Origin of the sequence: Streptomyces sp. NPDC059861 (assembly GCF_042731435.1) — a bacterium.
Classification (GTDB): domain Bacteria; phylum Actinomycetota; class Actinomycetes; order Streptomycetales; family Streptomycetaceae; genus Streptomyces.
The window spans coordinates 1-13,049 of record NZ_JBHWJQ010000048.1 but is presented as its reverse complement, the minus strand read 5'-3'; the positions used below and the strand labels follow the sequence as shown (position 1 = coordinate 13,049).

13 protein-coding genes and 1 pseudogene are annotated in these 13,049 nt (G+C 72.1%); 3 read left to right on the top strand and 11 right to left on the bottom strand.

Features of this window, described 5'->3' with window-relative positions; all coding sequences use genetic code 11:
• Positions 1-182: 182 nt before the first annotated feature.
• The 7 genes from truB to rimP all read right to left on the bottom strand — a co-directional run bounded on the left by truB (position 183) and on the right by rimP (position 7,199).
• Positions 183-1,088, bottom strand: a complete 906-nt coding sequence (truB, locus tag ACFV6X_RS31380) for a tRNA pseudouridine(55) synthase TruB (protein WP_385389349.1) — start codon at positions 1,086-1,088, stop codon at positions 183-185.
• Positions 1,085-1,531 carry a 30S ribosome-binding factor RbfA gene (rbfA, locus tag ACFV6X_RS31375; protein WP_365452577.1) on the bottom strand — a complete coding sequence of 149 codons (447 nt, stop codon included), beginning with the start codon at positions 1,529-1,531 and terminating at the stop codon, positions 1,085-1,087. The genes truB and rbfA overlap by 4 nt, the downstream gene beginning before the upstream one ends.
• 39 nt (positions 1,532-1,570) lie before the next feature.
• A complete protein-coding gene (locus ACFV6X_RS31370) occupies positions 1,571-1,864 on the bottom strand; it encodes a DUF503 domain-containing protein (RefSeq protein WP_385389418.1) in 294 nt (97 codons plus the stop codon).
• Between the two features lie 197 nt (positions 1,865-2,061).
• Positions 2,062-5,163 carry a translation initiation factor IF-2 gene (gene infB, locus ACFV6X_RS31365; protein ID WP_385389347.1) on the bottom strand — a complete coding sequence of 1,034 codons (3,102 nt, stop codon included), beginning with the start codon at positions 5,161-5,163 and terminating at the stop codon, positions 2,062-2,064.
• A gap of 150 nt (positions 5,164-5,313) precedes the next feature.
• Positions 5,314-5,610 carry a YlxR family protein gene (locus ACFV6X_RS31360; RefSeq protein ID WP_385389344.1) on the bottom strand — a complete coding sequence of 99 codons (297 nt, stop codon included), beginning with the start codon at positions 5,608-5,610 and terminating at the stop codon, positions 5,314-5,316.
• Between the two features lie 102 nt (positions 5,611-5,712).
• Positions 5,713-6,699, bottom strand: coding sequence for a transcription termination factor NusA (gene nusA / locus ACFV6X_RS31355; RefSeq protein ID WP_385389343.1), 987 nt, complete (start codon positions 6,697-6,699; stop codon positions 5,713-5,715).
• A gap of 2 nt (positions 6,700-6,701) precedes the next feature.
• Complete coding sequence (rimP, locus tag ACFV6X_RS31350) at positions 6,702-7,199, bottom strand: ribosome maturation factor RimP (RefSeq protein ID WP_385389340.1); 498 nt, start codon at positions 7,197-7,199, stop codon at positions 6,702-6,704.
• 194 nt (positions 7,200-7,393) lie between these two features.
• Here rimP and ACFV6X_RS31345 point away from each other — a divergent pair, with 194 nt between their 5' ends.
• Genes ACFV6X_RS31345 through ACFV6X_RS31335 form a run of 3 tightly spaced genes read left to right on the top strand, consistent with a single transcriptional unit; the run spans position 7,394 to position 9,303 of the window.
• Positions 7,394-7,924: a hypothetical protein gene (locus ACFV6X_RS31345; protein ID WP_385389337.1), complete on the top strand. Its 531-nt coding sequence runs from the start codon at positions 7,394-7,396 to the stop codon at positions 7,922-7,924.
• Positions 7,921-8,385 carry a ferritin-like domain-containing protein gene (locus tag ACFV6X_RS31340; protein ID WP_385389335.1) on the top strand — a complete coding sequence of 155 codons (465 nt, stop codon included), beginning with the start codon at positions 7,921-7,923 and terminating at the stop codon, positions 8,383-8,385. Before ACFV6X_RS31345 ends, ACFV6X_RS31340 begins: the two co-directional genes overlap by 4 nt.
• A 27-nt stretch (positions 8,386-8,412) precedes the next feature.
• Positions 8,413-9,303, top strand: a complete 891-nt coding sequence (locus ACFV6X_RS31335) for an aminoglycoside phosphotransferase family protein (protein ID WP_385389333.1) — start codon at positions 8,413-8,415, stop codon at positions 9,301-9,303.
• Positions 9,304-9,490: 187 nt separating this feature from the next.
• On the opposite strand, the gene ACFV6X_RS31330 is transcribed toward ACFV6X_RS31335, so the two are convergent.
• The 4 genes and pseudogenes from ACFV6X_RS31330 to ACFV6X_RS31315 form a co-directional block, all read right to left on the bottom strand.
• Positions 9,491-11,194, bottom strand: a complete 1,704-nt coding sequence (locus tag ACFV6X_RS31330) for a proline--tRNA ligase (RefSeq protein WP_385389330.1) — start codon at positions 11,192-11,194, stop codon at positions 9,491-9,493.
• Positions 11,195-11,267: 73 nt separating this feature from the next.
• Positions 11,268-11,795, bottom strand: coding sequence for a GNAT family N-acetyltransferase (locus tag ACFV6X_RS31325; protein ID WP_385389327.1), 528 nt, complete (start codon positions 11,793-11,795; stop codon positions 11,268-11,270).
• A 77-nt stretch (positions 11,796-11,872) separates the two neighbouring features.
• Positions 11,873-12,721 carry a GNAT family N-acetyltransferase gene (locus ACFV6X_RS31320; RefSeq protein ID WP_365459454.1) on the bottom strand — a complete coding sequence of 283 codons (849 nt, stop codon included), beginning with the start codon at positions 12,719-12,721 and terminating at the stop codon, positions 11,873-11,875.
• A 200-nt stretch (positions 12,722-12,921) separates the two neighbouring features.
• Positions 12,922-13,049, bottom strand: a pseudogene (locus ACFV6X_RS31315) (4-hydroxy-3-methylbut-2-en-1-yl diphosphate synthase); the annotation flags it as partial.

Below are 13,049 nucleotides of genomic sequence, written 5' to 3'. Positions count from 1 at the left end.
TGGTTCACTCCGAGCGCCCGCCCGGCCGGGTGAACGGACCGGGGTCGCTGGATACACCCTAGGGGTGGGGGAACCGATGGGGGACCGTGGAGCGGCGGGAGTGGAGGGCCCCGTGACCGCCGCTCCACGGGCAGGAGTGCAGGGCTCGGTGCCGCCGCTCCACGGGCAGGCGAAGGTGAGCCTCAGCCGAAGACGGCGAGGCTCTTGGCCTTGCCCCGCTGCGCCTCCACGAGCGCGAGGAAGCGGCCCTCGGGATCGAAGACGGCCACCGCCCCGGAGCCCGCGTACTCGTCGGGCATGTCGAGCCGCACACCGTTGAGAAGCAGCCGGGCCCGCCTGCCGTCGACGTCCCAGCGCGGGAACGCGGCGGTGGCCGCCTCGGCGATCGGCATCACGGTCAGCTCCTGCTGGAGCTGGTCCAGGGTGCGCGCCGCGTCGAGCTTGTACGGTCCGACACGGGTCCGGCGCAGCGCGGTGAGGTGGCCGCCGACTGCCAGGCCGGCGCCCAGGTCACGGGCGAGGGCGCGGATGTAGGTACCGGAGGAGCAGACCACCGAGACGACCAGGTCGAGCACGGGGGTGCCGTCCTCGGCGACGGCCTCCCGGACGTCGTACACGCTGAACGACGAGATGGTGACGGGCCTGGCCGGAATGTCGAAGTCCTCGCCGTCCCGGGCCCGTTTGTACGAGCGCACGCCGTCGATCTTGATGGCGCTGACCTTGGACGGCACCTGCATGATCTCGCCGGTGAGCCTGGCGATCCCCGCGTCGACGGCGTCCCGGGTGACCTTCGAGGCGTCCACCGACCCCGTGATCTCGCCCTCGGCGTCGTCCGTGACGGTCGTCTGGCCCAGGCGGATCGTGCCCAGGTACTCCTTCTCGGTCAGCGCGAGGTGCCCGAGGAGCTTGGTGGCCCGCTCGACGCCGAGGACGAGGACGCCCGTCGCCATCGGGTCGAGGGTGCCGGCGTGGCCGACGCGGCGCGTCCTTGCGATGCCCCGCATCTTGGCGACCACGTCGTGCGAAGTGAAGCCCGACGGCTTGTCGACGATGACAAGGCCGTCGGGCGTGGAGTGCTTCTGGGTCATGCGCTGGTGTCGTCCTCGTCCTCACCCGGCTTCTTGTACGGGTCGGCGTCACCGGCGTAGGCGGCGCCCGCCGAGGCCTCGCGCACCTTCTCGTCGGACTGGCGGGCCTTGTCGAGGAGGTCCTCGATGGTCCGGGCGGTGTCCGGGAGGGCGTCGGCGACGAAGGTGAGCGTCGGCGTGAACTTGACGCCGGCCGCCTTGCCGACCTCGGAGCGCAGGATGCCCTTGGCGCTCTCCAGACCGGCGGCCGCGGCCGCCCGCTCCTCCTCGTCCCCGTACACGGTGTAGAAGACGGTCGCCTCCCGCAGATCACCCGTCACCCGGGTGTCCGTGATGGTGACGTGCGAGCCGAGCCGCGGGTCCTTGATCCCGCGCTGCAGCTTCTGGGCCACCACCTCTCGGATGAGGTCCGCCAGCCTCTTAGCCCGCGCGTTGTCGGCCACTGGTCCGTCTCCCGTTCTTTCCTGATCTACGTTCTCTGGTCAGTCGTCGTCGCCGTGGAAGCGGCGTCTCACCGACAGCAGTTCCACCTCGGGGCGCCCGGCGACCAGCCGTTCGCACCGGTCCAGCACGTCGCTGATGTGCCCCGCGTCGCCGGACACCATCGCCAGGCCGATCTGGGCCCTGCGATGGAGGTCCATGTGGTCCACCTCGGCCGCGCTCACCGCGTACTTCCGCTGGAGTTCGGCGACGATCGGGCGGACGACGGAGCGCTTCTCCTTCAGCGACCGTACGTCGCCGAGGAGGAGGTCGAAGGACAGCGTCCCCACAAACATGTATGCCACCGGTTCACCCGCCGGTCCGGGATCGACGGCCCCGCCGGCTGGACGGGCGGGGACATCAAGAACGGTACCGCGCCCTCGCCGGGGGCTCGACCGGGTTTTGCCCGGGGCCGGCCGCACAGCGGCGACCCCGTGGCAAACCACGGTGGCCGACGGGCACAGGTCCCGTCGGCCACCGTCAGCCACTGGCGTTACACCCGCGGCTTCTCGCGCATCTCGTACGTCGCGATGACGTCGTCGACCTTGATGTCGTTGAAGTTGCCGAGGTTGATACCGCCCTCGAACCCTTCGCGGATCTCGGTGACGTCGTCCTTGAAGCGACGCAGTCCCTCGATGTTGAGGCTCTCCGCGACCACCTTGCCGTCGCGGATGAGGCGGGCCTTCGTGTTGCGGCGCACCTCGCCGGAGCGGATGAGAACACCCGCGATGTTGCCCAGCTTGGACGACTTGAAGACCTCGCGGATCTCCGCCGTACCGAGCTCGACCTCCTCGAACTCCGGCTTCAGCATGCCCTTCAGGGCCGCCTCGATCTCCTCGATCGCCTGGTAGATGACCGAGTAGTAGCGGACGTCCACGCCCTCGCGCTCGGCCATCTGCGCCGCGCGGCCCGCCGCACGGACGTTGAAGCCGATCACGATGGCGTCCGAGCCCATCGCCAGGTCGATGTCGGACTCCGTGACCGCACCGACGCCGCGGTGCAGGACCCGGATGTCGACCTCTTCGCCGACGTCGAGCTGGAGCAGCGAGGACTCCAGGGCCTCGACGGAACCAGAGGCGTCACCCTTGATGATGAGGTTGAGCTGCTGGACCTCGCCGGCCGCGAGCACCTTGTCCAGGTCCTCCAGGGAGACCCTGCGGGTGCGCTTGGCGAAGGCCGCGTTGCGCTCGCGCGCCGCGCGCTTCTCGGCGATCTGGCGTGCCGTGCGGTCCTCGTCGACGACGAGGAAGTTGTCGCCGGCACCCGGGACGTTGGTCAGACCCAGGACCTGGACCGGCGTCGACGGACCCGCCTCGGCGACGTTGTTTCCGTTGTCGTCGAGCATGGCGCGCACGCGGCCGTAGGCGTCGCCCACGACCATCGTGTCGCCGACCCGCAGCGTGCCTCGCTGGACGAGGACCGTCGACACGGCACCGCGGCCGCGGTCGAGACGGGACTCGATCGAGATGCCCTGCGCGTCCTGGTGCGGGTTGGCCCGCAGGTCGAGCGAGGCGTCGGCCGTCAGGATCACGGCCTCCAGCAGCGAGTCGATGTGCAGACCCTGCTTGGCGGAGATGTCGACGAACATGGTGTCGCCGCCGTACTCCTCGGCCACGAGGCCGTACTCGGTCAGCTGACCGCGCACCTTGGTCGGGTCGGCACCCTCGACGTCGATCTTGTTCACCGCGACCACGATCGGCACGTCGGCCGCCTTGGCGTGGTTGAGCGCCTCGACCGTCTGCGGCATGACGCCGTCGTTGGCCGCGACGACCAGGATCGCGATGTCGGTCGACTTCGCACCACGGGCACGCATGGCGGTGAACGCCTCGTGACCCGGGGTGTCGATGAAGGTGATCTTGCGCTCTTCGTCGTTGACCTCGGTCGCGACCTGGTAGGCACCGATGTGCTGGGTGATGCCACCGGCCTCGCCCGCGATGACGTTCGTCTTGCGGATGGCGTCGAGCAGGCGGGTCTTACCGTGGTCGACGTGACCCATGACGGTCACGACCGGCGGACGGACGACCAGGTCGTCCTCGGAGCCCTCGTCCTCACCGAACTCGATGTCGAAGGACTCGAGCAGCTCGCGGTCCTCCTCCTCGGGGCTGACGATCTGGACCGTGTAGTTCATCTCGCCGGCGAGGACCTCGAGGGTCGCGTCGGAGACGGACTGCGTGGCCGTGACCATCTCGCCGAGGTTCATCATGACCGCGACGAGCGACGCCGGGTTGGCGTTGATCTTCTCTGCGAAGTCGGTGAGGGAGGCACCGCGCGACAGGCGAATGGTCTCGCCGTTGCCGCGAGGCAGCATCACACCGCCGACCGACGGGGCCTGCATGGCCTCGTACTCCTGGCGCCTCTGCCGCTTCGACTTGCGGCCGCGACGCGCGGGACCGCCGGGACGGCCGAAGGCGCCCTGCGTGCCACCACGGCCACCGGGACCACCGGGACGACCGCCGAAGCCGGGACGGCCACCGCCGCCACCGAAGCCACCGCCGCCACCACCGGGGCCACCGCCACCGGGACGACCGGCGAAGCCGCCGCCACCACCCGGACGACCGCCACCGCCGCCACCACCGGGACGACCGGCGAAGCCGCCGCCACCACCGGGACGACCGCCACCGCCGCCGCCACCACCGGGACGACCGGCACCGGCCGGGCCGCGACCGCCGCCGGGACCCGGGCGCGGGCCGGCAGCGGGACGCTGCGGCATCATGCCGGGGTTCGGACGGGGACCTGCGGGACCGCCGCCGGGACGCGGGGCACCGCCCTGCGGACGCGGCATCGAGCCGGGGCTCGGACGGGAGCCCGGAGCCTGCGGACGCGGACCGCCACCCTGGCCACCCGGACCCTGGGGACGGGGACCGGCGCCGGGGGCACCGGGGCCACCACCGGGACGCTGGCCCTGCGGACGGGGCGCCTGCGGGCGCGCCATGCCGGTGGAGCCGCCGGAGGTGAAGGGGTTGTTACCCGGACGCGGGCCGGCCGGACGGGCACCGGGACGCGGCGCGGAAGCGCCGGGACGCGGACCCTGACCACCGGGGCGCTGGCCCTGACGGTCCTGACGGTCCGGACGGTCCTGGCCACCCGGACGGGCGCCGCCGGGCTTGGGGGCACCGGGACGGGCGCCGGCCGGCTTGGGGCCGGACGCGGCGGCCGGGGTGGGGGCCGACGGCGGAGCGGTGAACTCCGGGGCGGCCGGAGCCGGACGCGGCGCGGGCTTGGGGCCCGGCGTCGGACGCGGACCCGAGGACGGCGCGGGCGCCGGAGCGGCGGGAGCCGCCGGGGCCGCGGGAGCCGCGGGCTGCTGGGCAGCGGCGGGCTTGGGGGCGGCCGGCCTGGGGGCGGCCGGACGCGCCGACTGCGCCGGTGAGGGCGCGCCGGGCTTGGGGGTGGCCTTCCGGGGGGCAGGCTTCGCGGCGGACTTGCCGTTGCCACTGCCCTGCTGGAAGGCGTCGGTCAGTTTGCGTACTACGGGCGCCTCGATCGTCGAAGACGCCGATCGGACGAATTCACCGAGTTCCTGGAGCTTGGCCATGACGACCTTGCTCTCGACACCGAACTCCTTGGCGAGTTCGTAGACCCGGACCTTAGCCACTTCGCTCCTCTGAGGTCCGGGTTGCGGCCGGACCGTCGCTAGTTCATGGGCGTACTCATCGCGTACTCATCGAGTGCTCATCGCAATCTCGACCTGCTTTCGACTCGCGAGGTACCAGGCCGCACGGGGGGTTCCGCACGGCAAGCTTTCTTACCGTGTTGCCTGCTCGGCAACTGTCGTCCGCTCGACGTACCGGCGCAACGCCTTTGTGTCGGGCGATCCCGGGGCGCGCAACGCCCGCGTGAACGCCCGGCGACGTATCGCCTGGTCGAGACAGACCAAGGCGGGGTGTACATACGCACCCCGGCCGGGCAGCGTACCGCGAGGATCGGGGACACATTCGCCCTTGATCGCCACGATGCGCAGCAGCTCGGTCTTGGCCGCTCGCTCCCGGCACCCGACACAGGTGCGTTCCGGGCATGCGCGGGCTCGCGTCCGGCCAGACACCGCTAAGTCTACCTCCCCGTAGCGACCTCACCCCTTTGGGGCAGAGATCGAACAGTTGCAGCACCGATAACTGTCGTGATCCAACCCACTCGGGGCCGAGATCTATTCCTCCGGCTGTTCGGTGTCCGGACGGATGTCGATCCGCCATCCGGTGAGCCGGGCCGCAAGTCGGGCATTCTGCCCTTCCTTGCCGATCGCCAGGGACAGCTGGTAGTCCGGCACCGTGACGCGCGCGGAACGGGCCGACATGTCAACGACCTCGACCTTGGACACCCGGGCTGGGGACAAGGCGTTCGCCACCATCTCGGCCGGGTCGTCCGACCAGTCCACGATGTCGATCTTCTCGCCGTTCAGCTCGGCCATCACGTTGCGCACCCGCCCGCCCATGGGGCCGATGCAGGCGCCCTTGGCGTTCAGGCCCGAACGGGTGGACCGGACGGCGATCTTGGTGCGGTGGCCGGCCTCACGCGCGATGCCGGAGATCTCGACGGACCCGTCGGCGATCTCCGGCACCTCGAGCGCGAAGAGCTTCCTCACCAGATTGGGATGCGTACGCGACAGGGTCACCGACGGACCGCGGACGCCCTTGGCCACCCGGACGACGTACGACCGCAGCCGCAGCCCGTGCGGGTAGGTCTCGCCGGGCACCTGCTCCTGCACCGGCAGGATGGCCTCCAGCTTGCCGATGTCGACGAGCACGTTCTTCGGGTCACGGCCCTGCTGCACCACGCCGGTGACGATGTCGCCCTCGCGGCCGGCGTACTCGCCGAGCGTGGCGTCGTCCTCGGCGTCGCGCAGCCGCTGCAGGATGACCTGCTTGGCGGTGGTCGCGGCGATCCGGCCGAAACCGGACGGGGTGTCGTCGAACTCGCGGGGCTCCTGGCCCTCGTCGAGGTCCTCGGGGTCCTCCTTCGCCCACACGGTCACGTGTCCGGTCTCCCGGTTGAGCTCCACGCGCGCGTGCCGGCGGCTTCCCTCGGTGCGGTGGTAGGCGATGAGGAGGGCCGCCTCGATCGCCTCGACCAGCAGGTCGAAGGAGATCTCCTTCTCCCGGACCAAGCCCCGCAGGGCGCTCATGTCGATGTCCACGGCTACGCCTCCTCTTCCTTCTTGTCCTTGCGGCTGAACTCGACCTGAACGCGCGCCTTGGCGATGTCGCCGAAGGTGATCCGGCGCGCGGTGGGCTTGCGCCCCTTGACCCCGGGGATCTCCAGATCGACGCCCTCGTCGTCGACGGTGAGGATCCTGGCCACCAGTTCGCCGCCCTCCGCCAGCTGGAAGCCGACCAGCCGACCGATGGCGCGCACGTAGTGGCGGTGCTGAGTGAGGAGGCGCTCCGCGCCGGGGGTTCCCACCTCGAGGGTGTACTCGCCCTCGCCCATCGCGTCGCTCTCGTCGAGCTTCGCCGAGAGCGCACGGCTCACATCGGCGATCTGGTCGAGATCCGCTCCGGAGTCGGAGTCGACGACGACGCGCAGCACTCTCTTGCGTCCGACGGAGTCCACCGCGATCTCCTCGAGATCCAGACCCTGGGAGGTGACGAGCGGTTCGAGCAGTTCTCGCAGCCTCTCGCTCTGGGTGGTGCTCATCCGGGTGACTCCTCGGCCGCGTGTGCTGTTGTGGGAAGGTCGCGTGTCTGGTGAAAGGGTATCCGGTCCCGGACGGTGATGCCGTCCACCTGTGTCTGTGCGGTGCCGGTGAGTGGTTTCGGACACATGCACGGGTACGGTGATCACGGGCATGCCGCCCAGTCCTTTCGTACGAGCCTTCGAGGACGTCAGCCGTGCCGTTTCTCCTGCCGCCGCGCATGCCCTCGGGGCCGCGCAGAAGGACCCTGCTCGCCTCCGCCGCGGGCGTCGCCCTGCTCACCGGCTGCTCCGGCGGCCCCGACGGCTCCGACACGACGGGCGGCAGCCCGTCGGCCGCGACCCGGGCACGCGCGCGTGCGGCCCGGGACAGCGACGGCCTGGTCACTCGGTACGACGCCGTGATCGCCGCACATCCCGGACTGGCGAAACGGCTGCTGCCGCTGCGGAACGCGGCGGTGCGGCACGCGGAGGCGTTCGGCGGCGTGACGGCGCAGGCCTCCCCGACCGCGACGGCCTCCGGCGGCACCAGGAACGTTTCGCTGAAGGTGCCGGACACCGAGCGGGCCGCCCTCGCCGAGCTGGCCGCCGCCGAGCGCGCCCTCGCGGACCGGCGGGCCAAGGCCCTGCTCGGCGTGCCGGGCGAGCTGGCGCGGCTGCTGGCGTCGGTGGCGGCGGCCGGTGCGGCGCACGCGTATCTGCTCACGGAGGGTGACGGCAAGGCATGAGCGAGGCGAAGGACGGGGAGCTGCGGGCCCTGCAGGCGGCACTGGCCGCCGAGCACGCGGCGGTGTACGGCTACGGCGTCGTCGGCGGGACCATCGGCAAGGCGCGGCGCACCGAGGCACGGACGGCGTACGACGCCCATCGCGCCCGGCGGGACACCCTGGTGCGCCAGGTCCGCGCGCTGGGCGCCGAGCCGGTGGCCGCGGCCGCCGGGTACGCGCTGCCGTTCCAGGTGACCGACCAGGAGACGGCGGTCCGGCTCGCCGCCGAGCTGGAGGAGCGGGTGGCCGGGGTGTACTCCGACCTGGTGCGGGCGGCCGGCGACGGGCTGCGGGGCACGGCCGCGGCGGCGCTGCGGGAAGCGGCGGTGCGGGCGGTGCGCTGGCAGGGCCGGAGCGTAACCTTCCCTGGGCTCGCCGAGCGGGCCGGTGCCGCCTCGGCGCCGGCGACACCGACGGCTTGACGCGCACAGGAAGGGGACATCTCGCGTATGGCTTTCGAACCGCCGCAGCGACTGGTCAGGGCGCTCGGTGAGACGGCGGCGGACAGTGACGACTGGCTGGAGAAGCTGCCCGAGGCGGCGCAACAGGCCGTTGCTCTACGCGAGTTGACCGTGGAACGGGTGCAGGTGCCGGGCGGCCGGAGCAGCCTGGTGCTGCTGGTGCGGCGGGCTGACGGCACGCCCGCGGTGCTGAAGCTGGCCCCGCCCCGGGCCCGCCCGGAGAGCGAGCGGGCCGCGCTGGCGCACTGGGGCGGCCTGGGGGCCGTACAGCTGCTCGAACCCGGCGACGGGGGTGTGCTGCTGCTGGAGCGGCTGCATCCGGAGATGTCGGTGCGGTCGTTGCCCGAGGCGAAGGCGCTGCTGGAGGCGGCGGGGACGCTGCGGAAGCTGTGGGTGGAGCCGCCACAGGGGCATTCCTTCGAGACCGTGGCCGGGCGCACCGGACGGCAGGCGGAGGCGATGCGGAAGAGCGCCGGCGCGGATCTCGTCCCGCTGGTCGACGCGGCGCTCGCGGCCCGCGAGGAGCTGCTGGCGGCGCCGCCCGACCACCGGCTGCTGCACGGCACGTTCCGGCAGAGCAAGGTGCTCTCCGGGGACCGGATGCCCTGGCTGGCGGTCGGGCCCGATCCGGTGGTCGGCGAGTGCGCCTTCGATCTGGCGCGGCTCGTCCGGGACCGGGTGGAGGACCTGATCGCCACGCCGTCGGGCGCCTCGACGACCCGACGGCGGGTGAAGCGGCTCGCGGAGTCGCTGGAGGTGGACCAGGAACGGCTGCGCGGTTGGACGCTGTTCCGGGCCGTGGAGTCGGGTGTCCGGGCCCGGCGGGTGGGCCGGGTGCAGGACTCGGAGCTGCTGCTGGAGTTCGCGGGCTGGCTGTGACCCGGGCGGCCGGCCCGGGCTGCTGGAGTTCGCGGGCTGGCTGTGACCCGGGCGGCCGGCCCGGGCGCGCGGCGGCCGACGGAGCCACGGACCAGCCGCGAGCGCGAGCCGGCCGGCTCGGACCCGCAGCGGCCACCGAAGAACGCCGGGCCGCCGCCGGCCGGCGTCGCTCGCCCCGGGTGCGGGATCAGGCGGTCAGGCGGGCGATCGCCTCGTCGACCGGCAGCTCCTCGCGCTCACCCGTCCTGCGGTCCTTGAGCTCGACGACGCCCTCGCCCGCACGCCGCCCGGCCACCAGGATCTGCGGTACGCCGATCAGTTCCGCGTCGGTGAACTTCACGCCCGGCGAGACCCCGGCGCGGTCGTCCACCAGGACGCGGAGGCCGGCCGCGGCCAGCTTCTCCGAGACGTCCAGGGCGAGTTCGGTCTGGAGGGCCTTGCCCGCGGCGACGACGTGCACATCGGCCGGGGCGACCTCCTTGGGCCAGCACAGGCCCTTGTCGTCGGCCGTCTGCTCCGCGAGGGCGGCCACCGCGCGGGAGACGCCGACGCCGTAGGAGCCCATGGTCACGCGGACCGGCTTGCCATTCTGGCCGAGGACGTCGAGCTTGAGGGCGTCGGCGTACTTGCGGCCCAGTTGGAAGATGTGGCCGATCTCGATGGCGCGGTCCAGCTTGAGGCCGGTGCCGCACTTGGGGCAGGGGTCGCCCTCCTGCACCACGACGACGTCCACGTACGCGTCGACCTCGAAGTCGCGGCCCGCGACGACGTTCTTCGCGTGCGTGTCCGCCTTGTTGGCGCCGGTGATCCAGGCCGTGCCCGGCGCCACGCGCGGGTCGGCGATGTACTTCACCTTCTCGCCCAGGCCCTGCGGGCCGACGTAACCGCGGACCAGGTCCGGGCGGCCCACGAAGTCCTCGACCGTGACCATCTCGACCGCCGCCGGGGCGAAGTGCGCCTCCACCTTGTCCAGGTCGACCTCGCGGTCACCGGGCACGCCGACGGCGACGATCTCGCCGGCCACCTTCACGAGGAGGTTCTTCAGCGTGGCGGAGGCCGGGACGCCGAGCGAGGCGGCGAGGGTCTCGATGGTCGGGGTGTCGGGGGTGGGGATCTCCTCGGCGGCCGGGACGCCGGACGCGTCCACCGGGTTCAGCCCGTAGGTGATCGCCTCGGTGTTGGCGGCGAAGTCGCAGTTCGGGCAGTCCGCGAAGGTGTCCTCGCCGGCGTCGGCCGGCGCGAGGAACTCCTCCGACTTGGAGCCGCCCATCGCGCCGGCGGTCGCCGCGCAGATGCGGTAGTCGAGGCCGAGGCGCGTGAAGATCTTCTGGTACGCCTCGCGGTGCAGGGCGTAGGAGTGGGCGAGGCCCTCGTCGGCGAGGTCGAAGGAGTAGGAGTCCTTCATCAGGAACTCACGGCCGCGCAGGATGCCCGCGCGCGGACGGGCCTCGTCGCGGAACTTGTTCTGGATCTGGTAGAGGATCACGGGCAGGTCCTTGTAGGAGGACGCCTGGTCCTTCACCAGCAGCGTGAAGATCTCCTCGTGGGTGGGACCGAGGAGGTAGTCGCCGCCCCTGCGGTCCTTCAGCCGGAACAGCTCCTGGCCGTACTCGTCCCAGCGGCCGGTCGCGTCGTAGGGCTCGCGCGGCAGCAGCGCGGGGAGCAGCACCTCCTGGGCGCCGATCGCGTCCATCTCCTCGCGGACGATCCGCTCCACGTTGGCGAGGACCTTCTTGCCGAGCGGCAGCCAGGACCACACGCCGGCGGCGGTCCGGCGCACGTAGCCGGCGCGGACGAGCAGCTTGTGGCTGAGGACCTCGGCGTCCGCCGGGTCGTCGCGCAGAGTCTTCGCCATCAACTGGGACATGCGCTGGACCGATGCGTTCGCCATGGTTCTCGTACTCCTGCTGCGTAAGGGTGGTGCCAAGGAGGTTAGCCGGGCGGTACGGGACGGTGGAAATCGGTTATCGGCGCAGCGGCAGCGGGGCGCCCATCACGGCGTACGGCTTGGGGGCGCTGGGGAAGTGGACCTGGCGGGCGAGGTCCTGGTAGCCGAGGGAGCGGTAGAGGCCGCGGGCGGGGCTGTCGGTGTCGATCGCCGAGAGGATCGAGCGGGGTTCGGCCGCCGTGTCCGTGATCGCGGTGATGAGCGTCCGGCCGATGCCCTGGTTCTGGTGGCGCGGGTGGACGTGCAGCTCGGTGATGACGAAGGAGTCGTCGAGCCACTCGTCGTGGTGCTGGGCGCGCAGGTAGGGCTCGACGACGGTGGACCACCAGTGGGCGCGGTCGTTGGGCATGCCGTAGACGAAGCCCACGAGGCGATCGTCCGCGGTGGCACCGAGGGCGCGTGCGCCGGGGTAGCTCATGTGGCGCAGGACGATCTGGCGGCGGACGGCGATCTCGTCGGAGCCCAGACCGAAGGCCGCGGCTTGGACTGCGAGGGCCTCGTCTACGTGGGCGGGGAGATCCAGGGGGCCGAAGACGAGGTCCATGGCGGGGAGCTTACAGGGGGGTTTCGGTGGTCCGTCGGGGGCGGGTGGGTCGGGGCCGGCCGCGCCTTCGCGGGCGTCTAGAACAAGACACTCATGAAGGCGCCGACCTCCTGGAAGCCGACCCTTCGGTACGTCCGTCTCGCCGCCGTGTTGTAGTCGTTGACGTACAGGCTGACGACCGGGGCGATGTCCGCGAGGGCGTAGCGAAGGACCGCCGCCATGCCGGGGGCCGCGAGGCCCTGGCCCCGGTACTCGGGGGCCACCCAGACGCCCTGGATCTGGCAGGCCCGGTCGGTCGCGGCGCCGATCTCCGCCTTGAAGACGACCCTGCCGTGTTCGTCGAGGCGCGCGAAGGAGCGGCCGGAGCCCACGAGTTCGGCGACACGGGCCTGGTAGAGCAGGCCGCCGTCGCCGGCCAACGGGGAGACGCCGACCTCCTCGGTGAACATCGCCACGCACGCCGGCATGATCGTCTCCATCTCGTCCTTGCGGACGCGGCGGACGTAGGGGTCCGGGGCGATGCCGGTGGGCATCCGGTCGGTGACCATGAGGGGCTGGTGGGCGCGGACCTCGCGGGCGGGGCCCCAGTGGGGTTCGAGGAGCCGCCAGAGCTGGCCGGTGGGGTCGGCGGGGCCGACCACGGAGGAGCAGCGGCGGCCGGACCGGCGGGCGCGGTCGGCGAAGGCGCGGACGGCGCGCGGGGTGGCGCAGATGGGGACGAGGTTGGCGCCCGCGTAGCAGAGGGACGTGAGCATGCCGTCCTCGTACCAGCCCCACATCTCGCCGCCGAGCCGCCACGGGTCGAGACCGGCGACCTGGACCCGGGAGGTCACGAAGGCGTTGGCCACCGGCTCGCGGTCGAGGATGGTGAGCGCGGCGTCCAGGTCGCTCGGTTCGAGGACCCGGGAGGTCGTCTGGGTCAACACGGGCGGGGCCTCACGGGTGGGGTCTGCTGATCTCCGCACTGTACCCGCGGAAGCTGAGCGGTGCCGCCCCGCATGAGGCACCGCCCGCCGTGAAGTGGGCGGCGTGATGTGCGCCCACCGTCTCGGGTCGTTCGGAGGCTTGGGGGTGCGGGTTCCGTGTGGCTCGTCGCGCAGTTCCCCGCGCCCCCTCAGGGCGTCGTTCAGCCCGCGACGGAAACCGAGGGCTCGCCCGACGCCGCCCCGTCCGCCTCCATCTGCTCGGCCAGCTTCATGGCCTCCTCGATGAGGGTTTCGACGATCTTCGACTCCGGGACGGTCTTGATGACCT